Here is a 23,798-nt window from a genome sequence, read left to right as displayed (position 1 = left end):
GATTAAGAATAAAAGAATCTTTTTCCATATTGTATCACTACATACCAGAGTTGGCAAGTCATTCCTGCCTGAATTGGCGCAAAGACCCAGACCAACCATTTGGAACCAATGGTTGGTCTGGGTCTTTGCGTCTTTTTTCTAGGACAAGAAAGAAAAAACCCCAAAAAATGGAAAAATTCTGTGGATGGAGGGATAAATCCCGCGACACCCACAACAAAATATTCATTTTGTCTCTAATGGACAAAGCCCAGCCGATTGAGTTCCCGGGCATGTTCCGCCCCTGAGGTCACCAAGTAAATGCGGGTGGTCTCGATGCTGGAATGGCCCAGAACATCCGCCAGCTTGGCAATGTCCCGGCTGACCTGATAAAAGGCCGTGGCAAACAGGTGGCGCAGGTTGTGGGGAAACACCTTGGATGCCTCCACCCCAGCTTTTTGGCACAGCTGCTTCATTTCCGCCCAAATTTGTCCCCTGGACAGCCCTCTCCCGCTTCTGGTGATAAAAATTTCACCGGAGGCGATTTTGTTTTTCTTGGCATACTTCAGCAGCTTTCTACACAGCTTTCCAGGCAACAAAATCACCCGAATCTTTCCTTTCAGCGAGATTTCCGCTCTGCCTCTCTGGGCTGCCTCCACCGTGAGGTATCGCACCTCGGACACCCGCACGCCGGTGGCGGCGATGCTCTCCAGCACCAGTCCCAGCCGTGTTTTCCCCAACCGGTGGGCGGTGTCCGTTAAACTCTGATATTCCGCACGGCTCAACTCCCGCTGGCTCTCCCGAAATACCCGCCGCTGGATGTTCACATACTTGACTTGGCACCCCGTCCACCCGGCAAAGCGAAAAAAGCTGTGCAGAGAGGCCAGCATGGAATTGATGGTGACGGGTGCATATCCCTGCTCCAGCAGATATCCCTTCCATGCCGCCACCTGTTCCTTCTCCACGGCTCGCTCCCCCAACCAAGAGTGAAACGCTCTGACATCGCGCAAATACTTCTCCCTTGTTCCTGCAGCACGCTCCTGGCCCCGCAACCAAGCCTCGTATTGCTCCATCTGCTGGGCCGACCATACATTCTTTTGCATATTTTCATCTCCTTTTCTTCCTATCATGCCACACCTTCTGGGTCATATTCATCCCCATTCAACCAAAAAAGAGGAAGCAACCACGTGGTTGCTTCCTCTTTTTTATATCGTTGTTTTGCGCTTATTTTCCGGCGTTGGGATTGATGGAACCGTTGATGAAATCCATGACCCCCGGCACATATGGCCCAGAACCGGCCTCGTTCAAGTCCAGCTCCCGGCGCATGGCGATGACTGCGGCGCTCAAATCTAGGATATCAAAGAACCGGGCCACCCGCTCCTTGCCAAAGACGAAGGGATTGGGCTCTCCTTCCTTGCGAGCCCGCAGCTGCTCCATGGTCTTCACCGACTCGTCCACAAAGGGGTGGCTGCTGATGACCACATCGGCACCCAGCCGCTCCACATACTCCTTGAATCGCTGCACATTGTCCCGGTACAGGGCCATGTCCTCCAGATTGCCCACCACATTGGTGTTACCGTAGGTGCACCACACGTGGGGAGTGCCGTGGTCGTACACGGTGGCCAGATAGGACAGGCCGCCGCCCCCCACCATGCGCTCGGTTTTCACAATCTGGATTTGGGTATCCCCCAGGGTGATGACGTCCCCGTCCCGACCCACCATATCCTGGTTGGGCCAAATCAGGCTGCGCATATCAAAGGGATTGTACTGGAAATCCGGCTCCTGGGCCCGACGAATCCGGGCCTCGTTCTCCTCGGGAGAGGGGCAGCGCTTCCACTGGTTCTCACACACCACGATGCGGGTGCCGTAGTGCTTCTGGAAGTAGTAGGCACCCCCAATGTGGTCGGGTCCGGTGTGGGTGACCAGCATGTACTTCACATCCGCCGGGTCCAGCCCCAACTCTCTCATGCCGGGCAGCAAAATGGTCTCCACGTTGTGGGCAAAGCAGGAGTCCACCATAATCAGGCCTTCCGAGGTCTTGAAAATGAAGCACCCCACCTCAGGGTTGCCCACAAAGTACAGGTTGTCAAACAGCTGAATGGGGGGTACCACCTGCTCCCGGTCAAAGGTGGGTTTGTCGTTCATCTTGCACTGCTGCATCTGCACAAATTTCAGGATGGACGCTCCTCCATCCACTGGTTTTGTCTCTGGTGGGTGCCAGGCAAATGAGCCCGGAGGATGAGATCCAGGTTGCGCTGGATCATCTGGGCGCACTCCTGCCGAGTGTCGGGATTGATGGACATTTCAAAGCGCACCCCCCACAGCACGTGGTACAAAATGCAAAAGGCGACGTCCTCCGGCGGCCACTGGGTGTCCAGCATCCCCGCCTCCTGGGCCTGTCGGATCAGGCCAGCAATGGGATGGAGGGTGGAAGTGTCGTCCACCGGGTCCACCTTCTCCCCTCGGTGGCTTTTGCGGAACTCGGACATGGTATACCCGGTCTGGCTCACCTCGTAGTCCACCAGGGCGCACAAGAACCGGTAGAGGTGGCACAGGGGATTGTGCTCCACCCGGGTCTGCTCCAAAATCCGCCCTAAAGCCGTGGCCCGATCCCGTTTCAACGTGGCCACGATGTCCTCCTTGGAGGCAAAGTGGTGGTACAGCGCCCCGGTGGTCACATGGGCCTGGGCGGCAATGTTGCGCATAGACACCCGGTGGGTGCCATGCTCCCCAAACAGCGCTTCCGCCGCGGCTAAAATCTGCCGCTTGGTCTCCTGCGCTTTCTGCTCCCGCAATGACGAATCTTTCATACGTCGGCCTCCATCCCGTTTCGTTCCCTTCTACTTTAGAGGGGCGGCGTGGAAAAGTCAACGAATTTTCCCATCTGCCCGGATTTTTGCATATTTTTTCTTGTAAGGGGCAGAGTAACCATGCAAGTGAATGCAAAGGAGTGATTGCATGGGTCAGCCGGCCATTGACATCAAAAGCGAAATCGGCCCCTTGAAACGGGTGTTGCTCCACCGACCCGGCGGGGAGCTGGAAAACCTGATGCCGGAGTATATGGAGCGTCTGCTCTTCGACGACATCCCATATTTGAAGATCGCCCAGCAGGAGCACGACGCCTTCTGTCAACTGCTGCGGGAACATGGGGTGGAGGTGGTGTACCTCACCGACCTGGTGGCGGAATCCCTCACCGATCCGAAGGTCAAGCAGCAATTTGTCACGGAGTATATCCGGGAGGCGGGGGTGCGGGGGGAAAAGCGCACAGCCATGATCGCCCAGCATTTCCTGGACCTATCCACCCACAACATGGTGTCCGCCATGATGGCGGGGCTGCGCAAAGCCCAGGTTCACGGCTACGGCCGGAAAAACCTCACCGACTACCTGGGGGATGACTATCCCTTTGTCCTGGACCCCATCCCCAACCTGTACTTTACCCGGGACCCCTTTGCCGCCATCGGCAACGGGGTGACCATCCACCGGATGCACACGGTCACCCGGCGGCGTGAGACCCTCTTTGCCCAGTATATCTTCACCCACCACCCCCAGTACAAAAATACCCCGGTGTACTATGACCGAGAGGCGGAAAGTTCCATCGAGGGGGGCGACATTCTGGTGCTCTCCCCTCAGGTGGTGGCCATCGGTATCTCCCAGCGCACCCAGCCCTGGGCCATTGAGCAGCTGGCCAAGCGGCTTTTGTCCCCCCAAGTGGGCTTTTCCAAAGTGCTGGCCTTTGACATCCCCAAAAACCGGGCCTTTATGCATCTGGACACGGTGTTCACCATGGTAGACGTAGACAAGTTCACCATGCACCCGGGCATTTCCTCCCACCTGCGGCTGTTCGTGCTGGAACTGGAGGACGGCCACCTCACCATCACCGAGGAGGAAGAGAGCCTGGAAAACATCCTGAAAGAGCACTTGAACCTGGACTCTGTCACCCTCATCAAGTGCGGCGGCGGGTCGGTGATTGACGCCGCCCGGGAGCAGTGGAACGACGGCTCCAACACCTTCTGCCTCTCCCCCGGCCGGGTGGTGGCCTACTCCCGCAACCACGTCACCAACCGGGTGATGGAGGACGCGGGCATTGAGGTGCTCACCATTCCCAGCAGCGAGCTATCCCGGGGCCGGGGCGGCCCCCGGTGCATGACCATGCCCCTGGTGCGGGGCTCCATCTAATCTTTTTGCAAAGGAGACAAACAGTTATGGCAGTGAATTTGAAAGGCAAATCCTTCCTCACCCTCATGGATCTCTCCGCCCAGGAGATCCGCTACCTGCTGGATTTGGGCCACTCCCTGAAGGCCAAGCGGCAAATGGGCCTCCACGGGGAGGCACTCCGGGGCAAGCACATTGTGTTGCTCTTTGAGAAGACCTCCACCCGAACCCGCTGCTCCTTCGAGGTGGCCATGGCGGAGGAAGGTGGACGGGTGACCTATCTGGACCCCGGCTCCTCCCAGATGGGCAAAAAGGAGTCCATGGAGGACACCGCCAAGGTGCTGGGCCGATTCTTTGACGGCATCGAGTACCGGGGCTACGATCAGGCCATTGTGGAAACCCTGGCCAAACACGCCGGGGTGCCGGTGTACAACGGCCTCACCGACCTGGACCACCCCACCCAGATCATCGCCGACATGATGACCATGGAGGAGCACATCAACAAACCCCTCAAGGACTGCAAAGTGGTGTTTGTGGGGGATGTGCGCAACAACATGTGCTACGCCTGGATGTTCGGCTGCTGCAAGATGGGGGTAGATTTTGTGGGCTACGGCCCCCAGGAGCTCATTGACGGGGTGGACAAGACCATTTTGGAGGCCTGCAAGCAGGAGGGAGCCATTTCCGGGGCCAACATCACCCTCACCAGCGACCCCAACGCTTTGAAGGGGGCAGACGTGCTCTATTCCGACATCTGGGCCTCCATGGGTGAGGAGGAGCTGATCCCCCAGCGGGCCAAGCTGCTCACCCCCTACCGCATCGACCACACCATGCTGGCCGCCACCGGAAACCCGGAGGTCCGGTTCATGCACTGTCTTCCCTCCTTCCACGACTTCCAGACCAAACTGGCCAAGGAGTGGATGGACAAGGGGGTGGACATCCGGGAGGTCACCGACGAGGTGTTCCGCTCCCGCCACTCGGTGGTGTTTGACGAGGCGGAGAACCGGATGCACGCCATCAAGGCCATTCTGGTGGCGACCCTATGAAAAAGGCCACCAAAGTGGTGGTGGCTCTGGGGGGCAACGCGCTGGAGGATAAGCAGCTCCCCCCCACCGCCCAGTCTCAACATCAGGTGCTCCAGCGCACCGCCCAGCAGCTGTCTCAGCTGTCTCTGTCCGGGTATGAGCTGGCCATCGTCCACGGCAACGGCCCCCAGGTGGGGCGTATCCTCCTGGCCAGCGAGACAGCGGCCTCGGTGACCCCGCCCATGCCCTTTGACGTGTGCGGGGCCATGAGCCAGGGGTATATCGGCTACCACATTCAGCAGACCCTCACCGCCGCTCTGCGCTCCAAGGGCAAGCAAATCCCCGTGGTAACGGTGGTGACCCAGGTGGTGGTGGACCCCGCAGACCCAGCCTTTTCCCACCCCACCAAGCCCATCGGGCCCTTTTACAACCAGGAACAGGCCCAAGCCCTCACAAGGGAACGGGGCTATCACATGAAGCAAGATGGCCAGCGGGGGTATCGCCGGGTGGTGCCCTCTCCCCAACCTCAGCGTATTGTGGAGATTGGCACCATGAAGACCCTTTGGAACACCACCATCACCATCGCCTGTGGCGGCGGTGGCGTACCGGTGGTGGAAGGGGCGGATGGACACCTGGAAGGGGTGGCCGCTGTCATCGACAAGGACTTGGCCGCCTGCCGGTTGGGCATTGAGATGGAGGCGGATGTGCTGATGATTCTCACGGAAGTGCCCGCCGTGGCCCTGCACTTTGGCACCCCCCAGCAGGAAAATCTGGGAGAGGTGAAGGCGGACACCCTGGAGCAGTACGCCCACCAGGGCCACTTTGGGGAGGGCTCCATGCTGCCCAAGGTGAAAGCCGCCATTCAGTTCGCCCGCTCCGCCCCCGGACGGCGCGCCATCATCACCAGCCTGGACAAGGGACTGGATGCCCTGGCGGGCAAGTGCGGCACCTGTGTCACCGCATAGGAGGCATAGCCTATGAAATCCTTTCGCATGCCCACCGCCTATACCATTTTGCTAATCCTGCTCTTTGTCATGACCATTCTCACCTGGGTCATCCCCGCCGGTCGCTATCAGACGGGGCCGGAGGGGGAGCCGGTGGCCGGCACCTATGAGCAGATTCCCCAACAGGGCCAGCCCATCACCTCGGTGTTCACCGCCCCCCTGGAGGGGCTGTATGAGGGCATTGACATTGCCGCCTTCATCCTCATGGTGGGTGGTTTTCTGGGGGTGGTGGGCAAAACCGGGGCTATTGACCGGGGCATTTCCGCCCTGGTGGCCAAGCTGCGGGGGAAGGAGACCCTGCTCATCCCCATTTTGATGAGCGTGTTCGCCTTGGGCGGCACCACCTTTGGCATGGCGGAGGAGACCATTGCCTTTTATCCCCTGGTGCTCCCCATTTTTATCTCCGCCGGGTACGACCCCATCACCGCTGTGGCGGTGATTTTGGTGGGGGCGGGGGTGGGTACTCTGGCCTCCACCGTCAATCCCTTCGCCACCGGCATTGCCGCAGGCTTTGCCGGGGTTTCCCTGGGCACGGGGATGCTGCTTCGGGTCATCATGCTGGTGGTGATGCTGGCGGTGTCCATCTATTTTGTGATGCGCTACGCCGCCCGGGTGAAAGCCCGCCCGGAGGCCTCCCTCATGGCCAACCGCCGGGAGGAGTACACCGCCCGCTTTGCCGCCCAGGATACGAACGGGACCAAGCTGACCTGGGTGCAGTCTCTGGCTCTCATTCTCTTTGCCCTCACCTTCCTGGTGATGATTTACGCCGTCATTCCCTTTGACGAGATGGGGCTGCCCCTGCCCGCCCTGGGCTGGTGGTTCCCCCAGCTGTCCGCCCTGTTTCTGGCCGCCTCCATTTTGGTGGGGGTGTGCTGCGGACTGGGAGAGGAGGAGACGGTGGGGGCCTTCGTCCACGGCGCCGCCGACCTTCTGGGGGTGGCCTTCATCATCGGTATCTCCCGGGGCATCACCGTCATCATGAACGGAGGCCAAATCACCGCCACGGTGCTCTACTGGGGAGAACAGGCTCTCATGGGGGCCAGTGCGGTGACCTTTACTCTGCTCACCTTCCTTTTGTACCTGCCCCTGTCCTTCCTCATCCCCTCCTCCTCGGGGCTGGCCACCCTGTCCATGCCCATCATGGCCCCTCTGGCAGACTTTGCGGGAGTGGGGCGGGAGGTGGTCATCACCGCCTTTCAGAGCGCATCGGGGCTTGTAAACCTCATTACCCCCACCAGCGCCGTGGTGATGGGGGCTCTGGCCCTGGGCCACGTACCCTACGGGGCGTTTTTGAAGTTTATTTGGAAGCTGCTGGCCCTTTTGCTGGTTCTGTCTCTCATCTTTCTCGCCCTGGGGGCGTTGGCATAAAAAATTCCCGCTTGCACCAAAGGTGTAAGCGGGAATTTTCCTTACATCTGAAACAGGATGCCCACTACCGCAGAGGCGGCAATGAACACAATGGGATGGAGCTTTTTGGCGGGAGTGTAGCTCATGAGCACAAACACCACCACCGCCAGGGCCACACCCACCCAGTGGATGCCCAGGGGGCTACCCTGTTTGGCCAGGGCGATCACCGCCACCTGGAGCATGGCCACGGTGATGAGAGCCACGGAAGCCGCCCGCAGGCCGTAGAACACGGCGTTCACCGCCCGGGACTGGCGGAACTGCTTCAAAATCCGGGCAATGATGAGGATGACCACAATGGAGGGGGCCACCAATCCCAGGGTGGCAATGACCCCGCCCAGCACACCGGCGGTGTGGAAGCCCACATAGGTGGCCATGTTCACCCCCATGGGGCCGGGGGTGGATTCGGAAATGGCAATCATATCCGCCAGCTGTCCCGAGGTAAACCAGCCGGTACGCACTCCCAGGTCGGTGAGGAAGGGGATGGTAGCCAGGCCGCCGCCCACGGAGAACAGCCCCACTTTAAAGAACTCGAAGAATAGCCGGAGAAATATCATGCCTTCTCCCCTCCCTTCTTACCGTAGATGGCCAGCCCCACCAGGCCGGACACCACCACCAGGAACACCGGGGAGCACAGAGCCCCCAGCACCTGGCCCAGGGCTCCTCCGGGCATGGGGGCCCACACCCCCACAGCGCCCGCAAGGAGCACCACCACATAGATGATCCGGGTTTTCCAGTCCACCAGAGAGGTGTTCAGCAGCTTCAACACGCTGGACAAAATGAGGGCCACCACACCCGCTCGCACCCCGTTGAAGGCGTGAACCACCACGTCCAGGTGCATAAAGTTACTCAAAAAGGCGGCGATGGCCATGATAATCACCAGGCAGGGGAACACCACTCCCAGGGTGGCCACGGTGCCACCCAGCCACCCCATCCGGTTATAACCCACAAAGGTGGCGGTGTTCACGGCGATGACGCCGGGGGTACACTGGCCTACAGCGTAGTAGTCCGCCAGTTCCTCCTCGGTGGCCCAGCCTTTGTTGTCCACCAGCTCCCGCTGCAGGATGGGGAGCATGGCGTAGCCGCCGCCGAAGGTGCACACCCCGATTTTCGCGAAGGTCACAAAGAGATTTACCAGGATGTTCACAGCAAGTCCTCCCACTCATCCAGCCACAGCCGAGCTACGGCATCGCTGGGCATGCGCCAGTCGCCCCGGGGGGAGAGGGTCACCGAGCCCACCTTGGGCCCGTCGGGCAGACAGGAGCGCTTGAACTGCTGGGCAAAGAACCGGCGGTAGAAGTTGCCCAGCCACCGGTGCAGGGTCTCCTTGTCGTACCGGTCACCCAGAGCGTGGATGGCCAGCCGGAACACCTTCCGAGGGGAGAAGCCCCAGCGAATGGCGTAGTACAGGAAAAAGTCGTGGAGTTCGTAGGGGCCCACCAAATCCTCGGTTTTCTGGGCGATCTCCCCGTCCTTGGGGGGGAGCAGCTCGGGGGAGACGGGGGTGTCCAAAATGTCCTGGAGCACCGCGCCCAGCTTGCCCCCCTGCTTCTGGGCCACATAGTCCACCAGGTGGCGCACCAGGGTCTTGGGAATGGAGGCGTTGACGGCGTACATGGACATATGGTCCCCGTTGTAGGTGGCCCAGCCCAGGGCCAGCTCGGACAGATCGCCGGTACCGATGACCAGGCCGCCGGTGCGGTTGGCGATGTCCATGAGCACCTGGGTGCGCTCCCGGGCCTGTCCGTTTTCAAAGGTGACGGAGTGGTCGTCCATGGACTGGCCGATGTCGGCAAAGTGCTGGCGCACCGCGTCCCCAATGTTCACTTCCTCAAAGCCGCACCCCAGCTCCCCGGCCAGAATCTCCGCATTGGAGCGGGTACGGGCGGTGGTGCCAAAGCAGGGCATGGTGATGGCCAAAATGTCCCGCTTAGTCCGGCCCAGCATTTCAAAAGCCCGGGCGGTGATGAGCAAGGCCAGAGTGGAATCCAAACCGCCGGACAGGCCCACCACGGCGGTGGCGGCGTGGGTGTGCTCCAGCCGCTTTTTCAGGCCCAAGGCCGCCAGGGTGAGAATTTCCTGGCACCGCTCCGCTCTCCCCGCCTCATCCTGAGGCACGAAGGGGGTGGGGGACATGGGCCGGGTCAGTTTGGTCTCTTCCAGGGTGAAGCGCACTTCCGCCCACCCTTCCGGGTGGCGGCTCTGGAAAGTGGTCAGCCGCTGCCGCTCATGGCACAGCCGTCCAATGTCCAGCTGGGCGATGGTCAGGCCGGTTTCAAACCGGCGTTCCGCCAGCAGAGCCCCGTTTTCCGCAATCATGTTGTGGCCCGAGAACACCAGATCGGTGGTGGACTCCCCTTCCCCAGCGTCGGCGTACACGTAGCCGCAGCACAGCCGCCCGGACTGGCCCACCACCAGATTGCGGCGGTAATCGCTCTTGCCCACGATTTCATTGCTGGCCGACAGGTTCAAAATCACGGTGGCGCCGTACTCGGCCAAGGTGCGGGAGGGGGGATCGCTCACCCACAGATCCTCGCACAGCTCCACGCCGATGCGCAGACCAGGCACGTCGGGGCATTCCATGAGGGGAGAGGCCCCGTACATCTCCTGCCACCCCTCTTCCAGGTGGGGCAGGCGCACCAAAAAGCTGTGGTCGAAAAACAGCCCCTCGCCGGAGGCAAACCAACGCTGCTCGTAGAACTCCCCATAGTTGGGAATGTGGGTCTTGGGCACCACCGTCACCACCTGGCCATACTGGATGACCACGGCACAGTTATAGAGCTTCCCACCCGCTCGCAGGGGCATACCCAGGGCGGCGAGAACCTCCAAGTGCTCTGTGGCCCGCATCACACTGCGCAGGGCCTCCAAGGCACCATCCAGCAGGGTATCCTGCAAAAACAGGTCGCCGCAGGTGTAGCCGGTGAGGCACAGCTCCGGCAGCACCAGGATTTTCACCCCCTGGGCCTGGGCCTCTTCCATCAGGCGGACAATTTCCGCCCCGTTATGGGCGCAGTCCCCCACCCGAATGGAGGGAGTGCCCGCCGCCACACAAATCAAGCCGTCTCTCATGGGAAAACAGCCTCCTTCTTCTCATTACATCGGGAAATATCATATCCTAAATTGGCAGCAATTGCAACCGCTCCCCGGCGGTTCTATCCCCCCGCCCCCGGGCATAGGTTGTGGAGAGGTGAATGCTATGCAAAAGAACAGGACAAGTGCCCCCCTGCTGCGCTCGCTCCGGCAGGGCATCGCCCTCTTCCTGACAGTTGTGGCCCTGTGGCTGATCTATCTCACCGCCGATCCCACTGCGGCCTTAGACAAACTCAAACAGCTGGCCCAATGGGACCAGCTGACACAAACTCTTTTGGAATTGGAACTTCCCTGGTCTGATCAGGACGCACGCCCCCTGTGGCAACAGGTGATTTTGGGCCAGTCCTCCCTGCTGGCCGGAGTAACCCAGACCACACCAGCCCCCACGGCCACCCCGCAGCCCACCGCAACCCCGGAACCGGAGGCCGAGGAGGAGACCCCGGATGAGCCCCCGCCCCAGACCACCACCGCCCCGGACGGCATCATTCCCAGCACTCTAAAGGCCAGCGACTCCCCCGTCTACGCCACCTACCAGGGGGTGAGCATCCGCAATTATACCGACTACGCCCTGGATGTGAAAGCCCTGCTGGAGGCTGCCCCCCAGCTCACCCCCGCCCCGGAAGGCCCCGACATTCTCATCTATCATTCCCACGCCACCGAGGCCTATACCATGGACGGCACAGACATGTATGAGGAGAGTGACAGCTACCGCACCTTGAACACGGAACAGAACATGGTGCGGGTGGGCACCGAGATGACCAAGATTCTGGAGGCTGCGGGGCTGGAGGTGCTCCACGACACCACCCTCTACGACTACCCGGACTACAACGACGCCTACAACCGCTCCTCCCAGGCGGTGGAGAAGATTTTGGATCAGTACCCCTCCATTCGCCTGGTCATTGACGTACACCGGGACGCTCTGGTGGCCGACGACGGCACCATTTACAAGACCGTGGCCGGCTCGGTGGAAAACTGCGCCCAGGTGATGATGGTCATGGGCACCGACTACCTGGGCCAGACCCACCCCAACTGGCGAGTGAACCTGTCTCTGGCCACCTCCATCCAAAAGGCCCTGGCGGATAAATGGTCCACCTTGGCCCGGCCCATCGCCCTGCGCACCTCCCGGTTCAATCAGCACTACTCCACCGGGTGCCTGCTGGTGGAGATCGGCAGCCACGGCAACACCCTCCAGGAGGCCATCACCGCCGGACGGCTCTTTGCCCGCACGGTGGCGGATTTGTTCCAATCGGAATAGGCGACAAAAACTCGGATCACGCTGATGCGTGACCCGAGTTTTTTCCTGTGTTGTATTATTTCTTAGCGCCCTTGTCCAGCCTGTCGAGAATCAGAGCGAGCATAGTGAAATTGGCCGCGCCCACTCCTGCCACAATCTGGAGCTCCCGATCCACCGCATTCATGGTGCCAATTCCGGCAAACAGCAGAATGATGGACACCCCTGCGCCACATATGGCTAGTATCTTCCATATATTCATAGACATCTAACCTTTCATACTACTTCATTATCCATTTCATTTTCTATATCAGCCCTGTTAATTTTTGTATTCGACCTTAAAAAATTCCCCTGTTTTAACCAAGTCCACGTATTCAAACGTCTGATAGATTTGATTTGTATAGATATCTCTAATTTCTCCCCTATACACTGTATAATCAAAGTCACTATACACACGAATCTTCGACTGTCTGTTTTGGTCTGCTTTATAGGACATAGTTGCAGTTACATTTGATGCTACATTTGCAGAAATTTCCAGTGTAGTGTTAAAGCGTTTTGATCCCACTGCAAACGATACTCCAACAGAAACTGTTTTGCTACTCGTAAAATAATACCGTTCCGCATTGCGCCATATATCTGTTTGTGGATGATATCCACAGTCTATATGAAATTTTTGCCCTGTTCCAATTACAGTTCTTTTCAAATATGTTCCATCCTCTGCGCGAGTCTGATTCAAATCGGTAGGCATATTATAGGCAAGAATCTCTCCATCTTCAGAATACAAAATATAATAACTTTCACCTGTGTTAGGATCTGGTTCACTGGCAGAAGCAATACACAGAAAATTGGACAATATTGCTACGACAAGCAACCATACAATTGTTTTCTTCTTCATCTTATATGCCTCCTTTTACTAAAATAACCAAAAACCTTCCTTCCCCTACCATATCCTTATTCATGGGTCCCACACCTTTCTCTTTTTCAATTTATAACTGCCCATATCACAAAGCAGTTACATTCATTTTTAATATTCACCAACACTAATCCATCCACTTTCTATGTACACCCCTTCTTACCTATATATGTCTTGAGATACCCAAAAGGTGACAGAGTTTTAAAAAAATTTTTTCACCTTAAAACACCACTTGTACCAATACCATGTAGAAGATGGTTCCCCCCATGATGGAGAGCATGTTGTTGCGCTTCCACAGATGCAGCCCAACCACCGCGGCGCAGGCCAGCAGGGAGGGCAGCCACTGCCCGGTGCTTTGAAAGCCCACCCCCTTCAGGCAGTACACAATGAGCATAGCAATGACCCCGGCGGGGAGGTATTTGCCCAGGTAAAGCACCACCCGCGGGGGCTTGCCGCCCCGGTCAAAGAGGAAAAAGGGCAGGGCCCGGGTGAGAAAGGTCACCACGGCCATCACGGCAATGGCAGCGGCCGTCTGTGCGATACTCATGCGTTTTCCTCCTCTCGGCCCAGATAGGGGCGCAACAGCAGCAGCCCCAACACCAAAATTCCCAAAGCGGGAATGAGAAACTGGCCATTCTCCGCTCCCAACGCCAACAGGCACACCAGCGTGCCCCCAGCGCCCAGAAACACCGGCAGGTGGCGGGAGGCAGACTGCCACTGCTCCACCGCGATGACCAAAAACAAGGCGGTCATGGCAAAGTCAATGCCCTGGGTGTTGATGGTGATGAGGGCCCCCGCCACTGCCCCAATCACCGACCCGGCAATCCAATACAGCTGATCCAACAGGGCGATGGCAAAGTAAAAGTCCCGGCCCTTCACCCCTTCCGGAGGCTCCACCCCCGCCAATAGGGCATAGGTCTCGTCAGTGAGGGAAAACATCATGTACCACTTTCGCAACCCCATGCCCCGAAACTTCTCCAGCATGGACAGCCCATACACCAGGTGGCGAAAGTTGATGATGAGGGTCAACAGGGCCACATCCGCCAGCGGGGCGGCGGAGGACAGCAGGCTCACCCCCAGATATTGCCCGCTGCCGGCGTAGATGGTCATAGACATCAGGGCCGACCACAGGGGCACATACCCCGCCGCCGACATCATCCACCCAAAGACGATGCCAATGGACAAATAGCCCATCAGCACCGGCACGGTGTAGGGAAAGGCGGCAGCAAAGGTTTTGCGGTTCATGTGGGGTCACTTCCTCGTTTCTCTTTTTCACATTATTATACGAAAGCAAGAAAGATTTGACAAGAGCAGTGTTCACAGAATCCACCTTGTTTCCCCCCTCCCTTTTCGGTATACTAATGATAAGACCCGAAGGAGGTAGCTAACATGAAACAGCTGCTCTTTGTATACAATCCCACGGCAGGCCGTCAGCGGGCCAAAGCCATGCTCTCGGACGTGCTCACCGTGTTTGCCCAGGAGGGCTATCAGATCACCATCCGCCCCACCTTGGGCCGAGGGGACGCCACCCAGGTGGTCTCCGACCTCGCCGCCGGATATGACCGGGTGGTGTGCTGCAGCGGGGACGGCACCCTCAACGAGACGGTGCAGGGCTTGCTCACTCTTCCCCCGGAACAGCGCCCCATTCTGGGCTATATTCCCGCAGGCACCACCAACGACTTCTCCCGCAACATCAATCTCCCCCGCTCCACCCAACAGCTGGCCCAGGTGGCCTGCGGCGGGGTGCCCCGGGCCATTGACATTGGCCAGCTGGCCGACCGGCAATTTCTCTACATTGCCGCCTTCGGCCTGTTCACCGACGTGTCCTACTCCACCCCCCAGGCCTCCAAAAACCTGCTGGGCCACCTGGCCTATGTGCTGGAGGGGGCGGGGCGGCTGATGAACTTCCCCAGCTACCAGGTCCACGTCACCACCGACCAGGGCCTGGACATCCAAGGGGACTTCATCTACGGCATGGTGTCCAACACCGTATCCATCGGTGGGCTGGTGAACCTGCCCCGGGACCTGGTGTGTCTGGACGATGGCCAGTTTGAGGCCCTGCTCATCCGAAACCCCAAGACCCCCAAGGACTGGCAATCCATTCTCACCGCCCTGACCACCCAAAAGCTGCCCGAAGACGGCAGCGTGGTGGGCTTCACCTGCTCCAAAGCCCACTTCACCAGCCCCAATCCCTTGGCCTGGACCGTAGACGGGGAGTATGGTGGGGAGTACACGGATTTGGAAATTTCCAACCGCTCCCGGGTCATTACCATCGCCTGCGGCAACTGACTTACTTCTCAAAAAGCCTCATGTCAATGCAAGAAGGACAGACTATCTTACATTGTAAAAAGCCCTCGGCAGAGTTTCCCCATCCGCAGATGGGGAAATAAATCGAAATCTCGTTTTTTCGGGGACATGCGCATCGAAAAAAACACTTCTCAGTCCGCCAGTGTGGCCTTGGGTCGCTCTTTGACCCAAGGGTGTATGCAGCGGACTGCAATTCCTCTCAAAAATGCTTGCATTTTTGAGAAGCGTGTCGAACTTTTTCGACACGCTAAATGCCCTGCGGCAACTGCCGCAGGGCATTTGTTATTCCCAATAAGCCACCGCATATTGGCCAAAGAAAGCCACAGTATATCCCATCTGCTCCATCTGCTGGGCCTGGCTGCGGCGGATTAGATAGGCGGTGTCATGGTCCAAAGTCTGGTCATCCACCCCGAAGGTGTACCGGCCAAAGGAGGAGACGCTGAGGTAGGGGGACGGATAGTTGGCGTACTCCACCGTCTGGGCAAACTCCGGCTGCGGGGTGCGGTCGTAAAAGAGAATGTGGGAGTAGACCACCGTGTTGTCCACCGCCACCTGGTCAAACCCCTGCTGCTTCACAAATGCCACCGCTTCCCCCACTCCATCCCGGAACTGGACGGCAATGGCGTCGTTGTAGGTGGTGAAATAGGTGTTCACAAACAGCCCGAAGGCCACCGCATACACCCCCACACCCCCCCAGGGCAGCACCGGGTGGGCTTTGCAGAAACCAAACACCCAATCCACCCCAAAGGCCAGGAGAAACAGCAGGTAAAAGGGAAGGGAATTGGCCTTGTTGATGTTCAGGTAGTCCAGAGACAAGCTCACCACAGCGGCACAGAAAAGCCCCAGCAGCAACAAGCCCTCCCCGGTAAACCGGCGGGCTTTCAGCCCCTTCCACCCCCGCACCGCCATGCACACCCCGCCCAGGGCCATCAGGGGCCAGCTGAAGGGATAGAACATGCCGTAGGCGGGCAGGCTGTTCCAAATGAGGCCGTCTCCCTCCCCGAACAACACCTTCCCCAAGTTTTCATAGGCTTCCAGGGAGAACAAGTTGCGCCAATCCACCTCGGAGGCCCGCAGATACACCAGCCGGGGCACGGAGAAAAACGGGGTGCGAATTTCCTCCAGCACCCCCAGATTGACCAGCACGAACAGGAGCAGGGGCAAGGCCAGCACCAGCAGTACCCCCACCGCTCCCGCCAGATAGGGGGAGAATTTCAGCTTTTGGGTGTAGAGCAGATAAACCAAAAACACCACCAAAGTCAGGGGCACCACCACCCAGAGGGTGGCGTAGGCGTACAGGGACAGGCCATAGCACAATCCCGAAAGCAACAGCCAGGGCGGGCTGTCCAGCCCCCGTACCAGGAAATACAGCCCCAACAGCAGCAGGCCCGGGGCCAGGTTGGACTCCAACCCCCACCGGCTGAGCATAATGTGCCAGGGGCAGATGGCGGTGAGACCCAGCCCTAAAAGTCCCACGGTACGGTCAAACAGCCGAGACAGCAGCAGATACACCACTGGGAGGCTCACACAGGCCAATATGGCCTGGGGCAAGCGGATGGCCAACTCGGTGAGACCCAGCAGGGCCACAAAGGGCATGGCCAGGTAGCTCTCCAGCACGTTCATGCCGCTGCCCCAGGAGATGAAGTAACAGGGATTGGCGTAGCCCCAGGAGTCTACCCCGTAGGTAAGCATGGAGTACGCCTCGTACCCCGCATAGGCCTCGTCCTGGTTGAGTCCACAGGGCAGCCCTCCCAGCTGCCACAGCCGCACGCCAACCCCCACCAGAATGAAAAGAAGGGGCAACAGCCATGCCTGCTGTGCCCCTTGTTTGCGATGCACCCTCATTCCTGACCTTGCTTGGCCTGATAGCGATCCACCAGATCGCCCAGGGTGGTGCCGTCCACCACGGCGGACACCGCCCGGTGAATCTCCTGCCACAGCTCCACGGTGACGCAGTTACCGCATCGCTCGCAGAACCCCTCGTCGGTGGCGCACTCCACCGGGGCCAAATCTCCCTCCAAAGGCCGGAGAATGTCCCCCACGGTGTACTCCCGGGGTGCCCGGGTCAGAAGATAGCCACCTCCGGCCCCCCGCACCGACCGCACCAGGCCAGCCCGGGACAGAGGGGTGACAATCTGCTCCAGATATTTGTCGCTGAGGTTCTGACGCCCCGCCACGTCCCGTAGGGACACCGGGGTTTCTTCCCCCCCGTGGGCGGCCAGATCCACCATCAGCCGCAGGGCGTAACGCCCCTTTGTGGAAATTTTCATGTTCATCCCCCCGCTTTTTTAAACCTATAATACCATATGTTTGGTAGGATTTCAAGAGTGGAGGAAACATCTGAGAAATCCCGGCGGGTTCCCCCTTTCCGGGACTTTACGGTGTATAGTGGGATATGGTATACTACAGGAGACTATACATGTAAGAGACAGAAAGGATATATATCATGGAAATTGATGGAGTTGTGGTACAAGATACCTACTTTTACAAAGATATGAACCTGTCCGAGGCCATTATGAAGGCCCTGGACAAAAAGGGCTTCACCCAGGCCACCGCCATTCAGGGCGGTGCCATCCCCTACTTCATGCAGTGGCGGGATGTGGTGGCCAAGGCTCCCACCGGCACCGGCAAGACCTACGCCTTCGGCATCCCCATGGTGGAGCATGTGGACCCGGAAAACGACCAGGTACAGGGCCTGATTTTGGCCCCCACCCGGGAACTGGCGGTGCAGATTCGGGATGAGCTGCGGGACCTGTGCGCCTTCCGGGAAGGGGTGCGCATTGTGTGCCTGTACGGCGGCCAGCCCATTGAAAAACAGATCACCCAGCTGAAAAACCGGCCCCAGATCGTGGTGGCCACCCCCGGCCGTCTCATGGACCACATGAAGCGGCGCACTGTGCGCCTGGACGCCGTCCAGACCGTGGTGCTGGACGAGGCCGACCGGATGCTGGACATGGGCTTTATTCAGGATGTCACCCGCATTCTGGACAAAATCCCCCACCGCAAGAACTTAGGTCTCTTCTCCGCCACCATTAGCCGGGAGGTTATGGACATCTCCTGGGTGTACCAGCGCGACCCGGTGGAGATTACCGTGCGTCCCGTGGAGGAAAACCGCCCGGATATCCAGCAATATCGCATTGATTTGGATGGCCGGGAACAGAAATTGGAGACCCTCATTGCCCTGCTGGAGGGCGGCCAGTACGAGCGAGCCATCGCCTTCTGCAACACCAAGAACATGACTGACCGCCTGGCAGGCCTTCTGTCCATGCGGGGCATCTCCTGCAAGGCCATCCACGGCGACATCCAGCAGCGGGTGCGGGAGAAGACCCTCCAGCAGTTCAAGGCCGGACAGCTGCGGGTACTGGTGGCCACCGACGTGGCCGCCCGCGGCCTGGACATTGACGACGTGGATGTGGTGTTCAACTACGACGTGCCCGACGAGCAGGAAAACTACGTCCATCGCGTGGGCCGCACCGGCCGCGCCAAGCGCCACGGCGTGGCCTACACCCTGGTGGCCTCGGTGACCGAGGCGGTGCGGATGCGGGACATCGCCCGCAACACCCGAATGGAAATCCAACTTTTGAAATATGATAAGGACGGCTGTCTCATGCTGGTGGACGGCGAAAACAGCTAATTTTTCATTGAAGGAAGGTATGTATGTCTGGATTTGACCTTTCCGTGTCCGTCTCCCTGGTCACCGTGTTTGTCCAGGGTATCCTGAGCTTTTTCTCTCCCTGTGTTCTCCCCCTGCTCCCCCTGTACCTGGGCTATCTGTCCGGCAGCATGGGGGACACCCAGGGCGCCCAGACCTCCCGGGCGAAAACCCTGGTGAACACCTTGTTCTTTGTCATAGGCATAAGCGCTGCCTTTTTCCTGCTGGCTCTGGGTATGACCGCCCTGGGCCAGGCTCTGCACCAGTATCAGAAGATTATCATCCAGGTGGGTGGCATTCTCATCATCGCCTTTGGTCTGTTCCAACTGGAGGTGTTTCGCCCCATGGCCCTGGAGCAGGACCGGCGCATCCGCTTCCCCCTGCAAAAGCTGGCCATGAGCCCCCTGGTGGCCCTGGTGTTCGGCTTCACCTTCTCCTTTGCCTGGACCCCCTGCGTAGGCCCTGCTCTGGCCAGCGTGCTGCTCATGGCAGGCTCGGCGGACACCGCTGTCCAGGGCTTTGCCCTCATCGGCCTGTACACCCTGGGCTTTGTGCTCCCCTTCCTGGCGGTAGCCCTGTTTGCCGGGGTTCTGTTGCAGCTGTTCCAGAAACACCGCAACGTGGTGCGCTACACCGTGAAGGTGGGCGGGGCGCTGCTGGTAATCATCGGCCTTTTGATGGTCACCGGCTGGATGGATGCCCTGTCTGGGTCCCTGGCCAGCTCGGATCCCCAGGCCACCCCCACCGCTCAGGTGACCCAGCAGCCGGAGGCCACAGACACCCCGGAGGCCACTGATGCCCCCCAGGAGAGCCAAGCCCCCATTCCCGCCCTGGACTTCACCCTCACCGACCAGTTCGGCAACACCCACACCCTGGACCAGTACAAGGGGCAGACCATTTTACTCAACTTCTGGGCCACCTGGTGTGGACCCTGCCGCAGTGAGATGCCCGACTTGCAGGCCATCTATGAGGACTATGGTAAAAACGAGAAGGACCTGGTGGTGCTGGGAATCACCGCCCCCAACCTGGGTGACGAGGGCTCTGTGGAGGACATCACCGCCTTTTTGGAGGAAAACGGGTACACCTACCCCACCCTCATGAACGAAGATGCCAGCCTGTTCTACGCCTACGGCATCTCCTCCTTCCCCACCACTTTTATGATCGACAAAAACGGCAACGTCTATGGGTACGTCCCCGGAGCTTTGTCTCGGGAGAGCTTTGATAACATCATTCAGCAAACCATGGACGGGGCCAATTCCTAACCAGGAGGCTTTTTTATGGAACTTCGTGTTCTGGCCATCGGAGACGTGGTGGGCGAGAGCGGCGTGGACTTTCTCTGCCGCCACCTGCCCACCCTCCGCCGCCAGTATGACATTCACTTCACCGTGGTCAACGGGGAAAATGCCGCCTCCAACGGCCTGATGCCCCAGCAGGCCCGGGACATCTTTTCCGCCGGGGCGGACGTGATCACCATGGGCAACCACACCTGGGGCAAGCGCCAAATCGTGGACGAAATGGAGCGCAACCCCTACATTCTCCGCCCTGCCAACTATACCAGCCGGGCCCCCGGCCGGGGCTGGGGTATCTTTGACGGACCCCGGGGCACCACCATCCGGGTGGTCAACCTCATTGGCCGGTGCGGCATGGACTCCAACTTTGACAATCCCTTCACCAAGATGGACGAGATTTTGAAGGAGGGGGACGCCACCCTCACCCTGGTGGACTTCCACGCTGAGGCCACCAGCGAAAAGGGGGCCATGGCCTGGTATCTGGACGGGCGGGCCCAGGCCCTGTGGGGTACCCACACCCATGTCCCCACCGCCGACACCCAGGTGTTTCCCAAAGGGCTGGGCTTTGTCACCGACCTGGGCATGACCGGCCCCACCCAGTCGGTGATCGGCATCCACCCCGCCCAGGCCATCAACCGCTTCTTGGGCGGCCTGCCCCAGCGGTTCCAGCCCGCCGACGGCCCCTGCGGCATGGACGGGGTGCTGTTCACCATCGACACCAACACCCGCCGTTGCCTCAGGGTAGAGCGGGTGGACATTGACGGATAAGGAGGCTGTCCTTATGCGTATTCTACACGCCGCGGACCTCCATCTGGACTCCCCCCTCAGCAGCCTACCCGCACCCCAAGCCGCCCAACGGCGGCGGGAACTGCGGGACCTCCCCCACCGTCTGGCCCAACTGGCCCAGGCGGAGGGGGTGGATGTGGTGCTGCTGCCGGGGGATTTGTTGGATGCCCAGCGCTTCTATCCCCAGTCCGTCCAGGCCCTCACCCAGGCTTTGGGGGAGCTGTCCATTCCCGTGTTTATCTCCCCCGGCAACCATGACCCCTACACCAACCAATCCCCCTATGCCACCGCCCAGTGGCCAGACAACGTGCACATCTTTTCCACACCCCAGATGGAGGCTGTGGAACTTTCCGCCCTGGGAGCTGTGGTCCACGGCTGTGCCTTTACCGCCCCCCATCGGGAGGACTCCCCCCTGTCCGGGTACACCGTGCCCCAGGATGGGCGGCTGCATATCCTCTGCATCCACGGGGAGGTGGCCCCCATGGGCCGCTACGCCCCCATTGCCCCAGGTCAGCTGGGAGCCACCGGGGCGCACTACGCCGCTTTGGGCCACGTGCACCGCTGTTCTGGATTGCAGCGGGAGGGAAATACCTTTTGGGCTTACCCGGGCTGCCCCGAGGGCCGGGGTTTTGACGAGGCGGGAGAGAAGGGCTGCTTTCTGGTGGACGTGACCCACCAGGGCACCACCGCCAAGTTCGTTCCCCTGTGCTACCGGGAGTACCGTACCCAGGAGGTGGACATCTCTACCCTGTACCAGACCTTGGCGGGGCTGGAGTACAGTGACGACCTGGTGCGGCTCACCCTCACGGGAGAGGCGGAGAGCGTCCCCGCCCTCTCCTCCATCACCCAACAGGCGGCCCCCTACTTTTTCTATGTGGAAGTCACCGACGCCACCACCCTGCCCCAGAAATTGTGGCAGCGGGCGGGAGAGGACTCCCTGACGGGCCTTTTCCTGCGCACCATGTCTGAAAAAATCCGGGTGGCTCCCCCGGAGGAGCAGCCCCGGCTCATTTTGGCCACCCGCTTCGGGCTGGCTGCCCTGGAGGGAGAGGAGGACATCCGAGCATGAACATCATCTCCATGACCGCCACCTTCGGCAAGCTGGAGGGGGCCACCCTCACCCTCTCCCCCGGTCTCAACATCCTCACCGCCCCCAACGAATGTGGAAAATCCACCTGGGTAGCCTTCCTCACCGCCATGCTCTACGGCATTGACACCCGGGAGCGGGACAAGGTAGGACATCTGGCCCAGAAAACCAAGTACCAGCCCTGGAGCGGGGCAGCCATGGCGGGAGAAATCCGCCTGGAGTGGCAGGGGCAGTATATCACTCTGCGCCGCTTTGCCAACCGCTCCGGCCCCTTTGGGGGCTTTGAGGCGGTGTACACCGCCACCGGAGACCCGGTGCCTTTCCTCACCACCGCCAACGTGGGGGAGACCCTCACGGGGGTAAGCCGGGAGGTGTTTGTCCGCTGCGCCCTGGTGGGCCAGGGGGACACCGCCGTCACCGCCGCCCCGGATTTAGAGCGGCGCATCGCCGCTCTGGCCACCACGGGAGAGGAGGAGGTCTCCTATTCCGAAACCCAGCGCACTTTGAAAGACTGGCGCAACCGCCGTCAGGCCAACCGCTCCACCGGGCTCATTCCCCAGCTGGAGGGGGAGCTGGCCCAGGTGCGCCGCACCCTGGAGGACACCGCTCAGGCTCGGCAGATCCAGGCACAGGCCCGCCAAGAACTGGCCCGGCTGCAAGGGTACAAGGGGCAGCTGGAGCGGCAACTGGCCCAGCACCAGGCCTACCGCCAACAGGCTCTGAACCAGCGGTACGCCCAAGCCCTCCAGCAGCAGGCCCAGGCGCTAGCCCAGCTGGACGCCCTGCCCGCCCCCGACCCCCGCTTTGCGGGGCTCACCGCTGCCCAGGCCATGGAGCAGGCGGGGAACCTCAACCAACAGGGCCAGGAGCACAGCCGCCAGCGGCAGCAGGCACAAGCCCGCCGTCAGGCCCTGTCTGGGGCTATGAAACTGTGGGTGCCCCTGTTGGGGGTGGGCGGTCTTTTGCTCATCATCCTGGGCTTTTTCCTCACCATCTACCCCCTGTCCTTTGTGGGCTTTGGGTGCATGGCGCTGGCTGTCATTCTGGCCATGGTATTAGTGGCCAAAATGGGCAAATACGACAAAATTCTGTACGCTCCTACCCCGTCTCAGGGGGAGAGCACACAGGATGCCTTGCAGCGGTATCTGGACTGGCTGACCCAACACCAGGCTTTGGAGGCCCAGGCGGGTCATGCCAGGGAGCGGGTGGCAGACCTGGAGGCCCAGGGAGCACAGCCCACCACCGCCGCTGTCACGCCCCCTGCCGGGGTCCCTCAGGTGATCACCGCCCAGCTGCGGCAGGTGGAGGGCCAGATGGCCCAGTGGCAGACCCGGCTGGATCAGGCCACCGGGGCCTTGGGCCGAGACACCCTGGAGACAGAGAGCCGCCGGGGCGAATTGGCGGGGCAAATTGCCCAGCGACAGGAGGAGTATCAGGCCCTCACCCTGGCCCTGGAAGGGCTGGAGGAGGCCAACGCCGCCCTGCGCCAGCGGTTTTCCCCGGCCCTGAATGAAAAAGCGGGGCAACTGCTCTCCCGCCTCACCGGGGGACAGCACTGTGGGCTAACCCTGGCCCGGGACCTGACCGCCCAGGTGGAGCAGGAGGGGGTACAGCTGCCCCACTCCCAGCTGTTTCTCTCATCGGGCGCCCAAGAGCAGCTGTATCTGGCCCTGCGTCTGGCCTTGGCCCAGCTCACCGCCCCCCAGGCTCCCCTGGTGCTGGACGACACCCTGGCCTACTTTGACGACCAGCGGGCCCAGGCCGCCCTGGAGCTGCTGGCCAATCTTGCCCAGGAGCGACAAGTGCTCCTCTTCTCCTGTCACAGCCGAGAAGCGGCGTGGGGTAAAAATTATGGGGCAAATGTGGCCAAACTGTCATGAGATTT

General features: G+C 60.1%; 24 protein-coding genes. 12 read left to right on the top strand and 12 right to left on the bottom strand.

Annotation, left to right across the window (positions count from 1 at the left end):
* On the top strand, positions 1-284 hold a 284-nt coding region (locus B5G37_RS15570), incomplete at its 5' end, for a hypothetical protein (RefSeq protein ID WP_204217909.1).
* On the opposite strand, the gene B5G37_RS10085 is transcribed toward B5G37_RS15570, so the two are convergent.
* The 3 genes from B5G37_RS10085 to B5G37_RS10075 all read right to left on the bottom strand — a co-directional run bounded on the left by B5G37_RS10085 (position 234) and on the right by B5G37_RS10075 (position 2,786).
* Entirely contained in the window at positions 234-1,079 is an 846-nt protein-coding gene (locus B5G37_RS10085; RefSeq protein ID WP_087257075.1) for a tyrosine-type recombinase/integrase, read from the bottom strand. The genes B5G37_RS15570 and B5G37_RS10085 overlap by 51 nt on opposite strands.
* A 121-nt stretch (positions 1,080-1,200) precedes the next feature.
* Positions 1,201-2,121 carry an MBL fold metallo-hydrolase gene (locus B5G37_RS10080; RefSeq protein WP_158099397.1) on the bottom strand — a complete coding sequence of 307 codons (921 nt, stop codon included), beginning with the start codon at positions 2,119-2,121 and terminating at the stop codon, positions 1,201-1,203.
* Positions 2,122-2,147: 26 nt separating this feature from the next.
* Positions 2,148-2,786 carry a TetR/AcrR family transcriptional regulator gene (locus B5G37_RS10075; protein WP_087257071.1) on the bottom strand — a complete coding sequence of 213 codons (639 nt, stop codon included), beginning with the start codon at positions 2,784-2,786 and terminating at the stop codon, positions 2,148-2,150.
* A gap of 148 nt (positions 2,787-2,934) precedes the next feature.
* Between B5G37_RS10075 and arcA the strand changes: the two genes are divergently transcribed.
* The 4 genes from arcA to B5G37_RS10055 are packed head-to-tail and all read left to right on the top strand — an operon-like array spanning position 2,935 to position 7,522.
* Positions 2,935-4,152, top strand: a complete 1,218-nt coding sequence (gene arcA, locus B5G37_RS10070; protein ID WP_087257069.1) for an arginine deiminase — start codon at positions 2,935-2,937, stop codon at positions 4,150-4,152.
* 26 nt (positions 4,153-4,178) lie between these two features.
* Complete coding sequence (argF, locus tag B5G37_RS10065) at positions 4,179-5,171, top strand: ornithine carbamoyltransferase (RefSeq protein WP_087257067.1); 993 nt, start codon at positions 4,179-4,181, stop codon at positions 5,169-5,171.
* Positions 5,168-6,115, top strand: coding sequence for a carbamate kinase (arcC, locus tag B5G37_RS10060; RefSeq protein WP_087257065.1), 948 nt, complete (start codon positions 5,168-5,170; stop codon positions 6,113-6,115). The genes argF and arcC overlap by 4 nt, the downstream gene beginning before the upstream one ends.
* Positions 6,116-6,127: 12 nt before the next feature.
* The gene (locus B5G37_RS10055; RefSeq protein WP_087257064.1) at positions 6,128-7,522 is read left to right on the top strand and encodes a YfcC family protein; all 1,395 of its coding nucleotides are present in this window, start codon (positions 6,128-6,130) and stop codon (positions 7,520-7,522) included.
* Positions 7,523-7,563: 41 nt separating this feature from the next.
* Here B5G37_RS10055 and B5G37_RS10050 read toward each other — a convergent pair whose 3' ends face one another.
* From B5G37_RS10050 to B5G37_RS10040, 3 genes are read right to left on the bottom strand one after another with little or no spacing between them, the layout of a single operon-like run.
* On the bottom strand, positions 7,564-8,115 hold the full coding sequence (locus tag B5G37_RS10050; RefSeq protein WP_087257062.1) for a chromate transporter: 552 nt from the start codon (positions 8,113-8,115) through the stop codon (positions 7,564-7,566).
* Complete coding sequence (locus B5G37_RS10045) at positions 8,112-8,705, bottom strand: chromate transporter (protein ID WP_087257060.1); 594 nt, start codon at positions 8,703-8,705, stop codon at positions 8,112-8,114. The genes B5G37_RS10050 and B5G37_RS10045 overlap by 4 nt, the downstream gene beginning before the upstream one ends.
* Positions 8,702-10,627, bottom strand: a complete 1,926-nt coding sequence (locus B5G37_RS10040) for an NAD(+) synthase (protein ID WP_087257057.1) — start codon at positions 10,625-10,627, stop codon at positions 8,702-8,704. Before B5G37_RS10040 ends, B5G37_RS10045 begins: the two co-directional genes overlap by 4 nt.
* Positions 10,628-10,754: 127 nt before the next feature.
* Between B5G37_RS10040 and B5G37_RS10035 the strand changes: the two genes are divergently transcribed.
* Positions 10,755-11,903, top strand: coding sequence for a stage II sporulation protein P (locus B5G37_RS10035; protein ID WP_158099396.1), 1,149 nt, complete (start codon positions 10,755-10,757; stop codon positions 11,901-11,903).
* Between the two features lie 55 nt (positions 11,904-11,958).
* Here the strand turns inward: B5G37_RS10035 and B5G37_RS15220 are convergent, their stop codons facing one another.
* The 4 genes from B5G37_RS15220 to B5G37_RS10020 form a co-directional block, all read right to left on the bottom strand.
* Positions 11,959-12,102, bottom strand: coding sequence for a hypothetical protein (locus B5G37_RS15220; protein ID WP_158099395.1), 144 nt, complete (start codon positions 12,100-12,102; stop codon positions 11,959-11,961).
* A gap of 96 nt (positions 12,103-12,198) precedes the next feature.
* Positions 12,199-12,774, bottom strand: a complete 576-nt coding sequence (locus tag B5G37_RS10030) for a hypothetical protein (protein WP_087257053.1) — start codon at positions 12,772-12,774, stop codon at positions 12,199-12,201.
* Between the two features lie 238 nt (positions 12,775-13,012).
* Positions 13,013-13,339, bottom strand: a complete 327-nt coding sequence (locus B5G37_RS10025; RefSeq protein WP_087257051.1) for an AzlD domain-containing protein — start codon at positions 13,337-13,339, stop codon at positions 13,013-13,015.
* On the bottom strand, positions 13,336-14,037 hold the full coding sequence (locus tag B5G37_RS10020) for an AzlC family ABC transporter permease (protein ID WP_087257049.1): 702 nt from the start codon (positions 14,035-14,037) through the stop codon (positions 13,336-13,338). Before B5G37_RS10020 ends, B5G37_RS10025 begins: the two co-directional genes overlap by 4 nt.
* A 144-nt stretch (positions 14,038-14,181) precedes the next feature.
* On the opposite strand from B5G37_RS10020, the gene B5G37_RS10015 reads away from it, so the two are divergent.
* On the top strand, positions 14,182-15,081 hold the full coding sequence (locus B5G37_RS10015; protein ID WP_087257047.1) for a diacylglycerol kinase family protein: 900 nt from the start codon (positions 14,182-14,184) through the stop codon (positions 15,079-15,081).
* 300 nt (positions 15,082-15,381) lie between these two features.
* Here the strand turns inward: B5G37_RS10015 and B5G37_RS10010 are convergent, their stop codons facing one another.
* Together B5G37_RS10010 and B5G37_RS10005 are read right to left on the bottom strand one after the other, a co-directional pair.
* The gene (locus B5G37_RS10010; RefSeq protein WP_158099394.1) at positions 15,382-16,938 is read right to left on the bottom strand and encodes a glycosyltransferase family 39 protein; all 1,557 of its coding nucleotides are present in this window, start codon (positions 16,936-16,938) and stop codon (positions 15,382-15,384) included.
* Positions 16,939-16,940: 2 nt separating this feature from the next.
* The gene (locus B5G37_RS10005) at positions 16,941-17,369 is read right to left on the bottom strand and encodes an Rrf2 family transcriptional regulator (RefSeq protein ID WP_087257043.1); all 429 of its coding nucleotides are present in this window, start codon (positions 17,367-17,369) and stop codon (positions 16,941-16,943) included.
* A 176-nt stretch (positions 17,370-17,545) separates the two neighbouring features.
* Between B5G37_RS10005 and B5G37_RS10000 the strand changes: the two genes are divergently transcribed.
* From B5G37_RS10000 to B5G37_RS09980, 5 genes are read left to right on the top strand one after another with little or no spacing between them, the layout of a single operon-like run.
* On the top strand, positions 17,546-18,733 hold the full coding sequence (locus tag B5G37_RS10000; RefSeq protein ID WP_087257041.1) for a DEAD/DEAH box helicase: 1,188 nt from the start codon (positions 17,546-17,548) through the stop codon (positions 18,731-18,733).
* 23 nt (positions 18,734-18,756) lie between these two features.
* Positions 18,757-20,013 carry a cytochrome c biogenesis protein CcdA gene (locus B5G37_RS09995; RefSeq protein ID WP_087257039.1) on the top strand — a complete coding sequence of 419 codons (1,257 nt, stop codon included), beginning with the start codon at positions 18,757-18,759 and terminating at the stop codon, positions 20,011-20,013.
* A gap of 15 nt (positions 20,014-20,028) precedes the next feature.
* Positions 20,029-20,808 carry a TIGR00282 family metallophosphoesterase gene (locus B5G37_RS09990; RefSeq protein ID WP_087257038.1) on the top strand — a complete coding sequence of 260 codons (780 nt, stop codon included), beginning with the start codon at positions 20,029-20,031 and terminating at the stop codon, positions 20,806-20,808.
* A 13-nt stretch (positions 20,809-20,821) separates the two neighbouring features.
* Positions 20,822-21,895, top strand: a complete 1,074-nt coding sequence (locus B5G37_RS09985; protein ID WP_087257035.1) for a DNA repair exonuclease — start codon at positions 20,822-20,824, stop codon at positions 21,893-21,895.
* Positions 21,892-23,793 (top strand): ATP-binding protein, encoded by a 1,902-nt coding sequence (locus B5G37_RS09980; RefSeq protein WP_087257033.1) that lies wholly within the window; start codon positions 21,892-21,894, stop codon positions 23,791-23,793. Before B5G37_RS09985 ends, B5G37_RS09980 begins: the two co-directional genes overlap by 4 nt.
* Positions 23,794-23,798: the final 5 nt, after the last annotated feature.

The sequence above is a fragment of the Pseudoflavonifractor sp. An85 genome, assembly GCF_002161235.1.
GTDB lineage: Bacteria > Bacillota > Clostridia > Oscillospirales > Oscillospiraceae > Enterenecus.
The sequence above is the reverse complement of the archived record's forward strand: the minus strand, read 5'-3'. Positions and strand labels throughout refer to the sequence as shown.

What these genes read in the sequence shown, in the direction of transcription:
- B5G37_RS10085 (WP_087257075.1), bottom strand. Translation starts at nt 1,079, where the DNA reads ATGCAAAAGAATGTATGGTCGGCCCAGCAGATGGAGCAATACGAGGCT.
- B5G37_RS10080 (WP_158099397.1), bottom strand. Translation starts at nt 2,121, where the DNA reads ATGAACGACAAACCCACCTTTGACCGGGAGCAGGTGGTACCCCCCATT.
- B5G37_RS10075 (WP_087257071.1), bottom strand. Translation starts at nt 2,786, where the DNA reads ATGAAAGATTCGTCATTGCGGGAGCAGAAAGCGCAGGAGACCAAGCGG.
- arcA (WP_087257069.1), top strand. Translation starts at nt 2,935, where the DNA reads ATGGGTCAGCCGGCCATTGACATCAAAAGCGAAATCGGCCCCTTGAAA.
- argF (WP_087257067.1), top strand. Translation starts at nt 4,179, where the DNA reads ATGGCAGTGAATTTGAAAGGCAAATCCTTCCTCACCCTCATGGATCTC.
- arcC (WP_087257065.1), top strand. Translation starts at nt 5,168, where the DNA reads ATGAAAAAGGCCACCAAAGTGGTGGTGGCTCTGGGGGGCAACGCGCTG.
- B5G37_RS10055 (WP_087257064.1), top strand. Translation starts at nt 6,128, where the DNA reads ATGAAATCCTTTCGCATGCCCACCGCCTATACCATTTTGCTAATCCTG.
- B5G37_RS10050 (WP_087257062.1), bottom strand. Translation starts at nt 8,115, where the DNA reads ATGATATTTCTCCGGCTATTCTTCGAGTTCTTTAAAGTGGGGCTGTTC.
- B5G37_RS10040 (WP_087257057.1), bottom strand. Translation starts at nt 10,627, where the DNA reads ATGAGAGACGGCTTGATTTGTGTGGCGGCGGGCACTCCCTCCATTCGG.
- B5G37_RS10035 (WP_158099396.1), top strand. Translation starts at nt 10,755, where the DNA reads ATGCAAAAGAACAGGACAAGTGCCCCCCTGCTGCGCTCGCTCCGGCAG.
- B5G37_RS10030 (WP_087257053.1), bottom strand. Translation starts at nt 12,774, where the DNA reads ATGAAGAAGAAAACAATTGTATGGTTGCTTGTCGTAGCAATATTGTCC.
- B5G37_RS10025 (WP_087257051.1), bottom strand. Translation starts at nt 13,339, where the DNA reads ATGAGTATCGCACAGACGGCCGCTGCCATTGCCGTGATGGCCGTGGTG.
- B5G37_RS10020 (WP_087257049.1), bottom strand. Translation starts at nt 14,037, where the DNA reads ATGAACCGCAAAACCTTTGCTGCCGCCTTTCCCTACACCGTGCCGGTG.
- B5G37_RS10015 (WP_087257047.1), top strand. Translation starts at nt 14,182, where the DNA reads ATGAAACAGCTGCTCTTTGTATACAATCCCACGGCAGGCCGTCAGCGG.
- B5G37_RS10005 (WP_087257043.1), bottom strand. Translation starts at nt 17,369, where the DNA reads ATGAAAATTTCCACAAAGGGGCGTTACGCCCTGCGGCTGATGGTGGAT.
- B5G37_RS10000 (WP_087257041.1), top strand. Translation starts at nt 17,546, where the DNA reads ATGGAAATTGATGGAGTTGTGGTACAAGATACCTACTTTTACAAAGAT.
- B5G37_RS09995 (WP_087257039.1), top strand. Translation starts at nt 18,757, where the DNA reads ATGTCTGGATTTGACCTTTCCGTGTCCGTCTCCCTGGTCACCGTGTTT.
- B5G37_RS09990 (WP_087257038.1), top strand. Translation starts at nt 20,029, where the DNA reads ATGGAACTTCGTGTTCTGGCCATCGGAGACGTGGTGGGCGAGAGCGGC.
- B5G37_RS09985 (WP_087257035.1), top strand. Translation starts at nt 20,822, where the DNA reads ATGCGTATTCTACACGCCGCGGACCTCCATCTGGACTCCCCCCTCAGC.
- B5G37_RS09980 (WP_087257033.1), top strand. Translation starts at nt 21,892, where the DNA reads ATGAACATCATCTCCATGACCGCCACCTTCGGCAAGCTGGAGGGGGCC.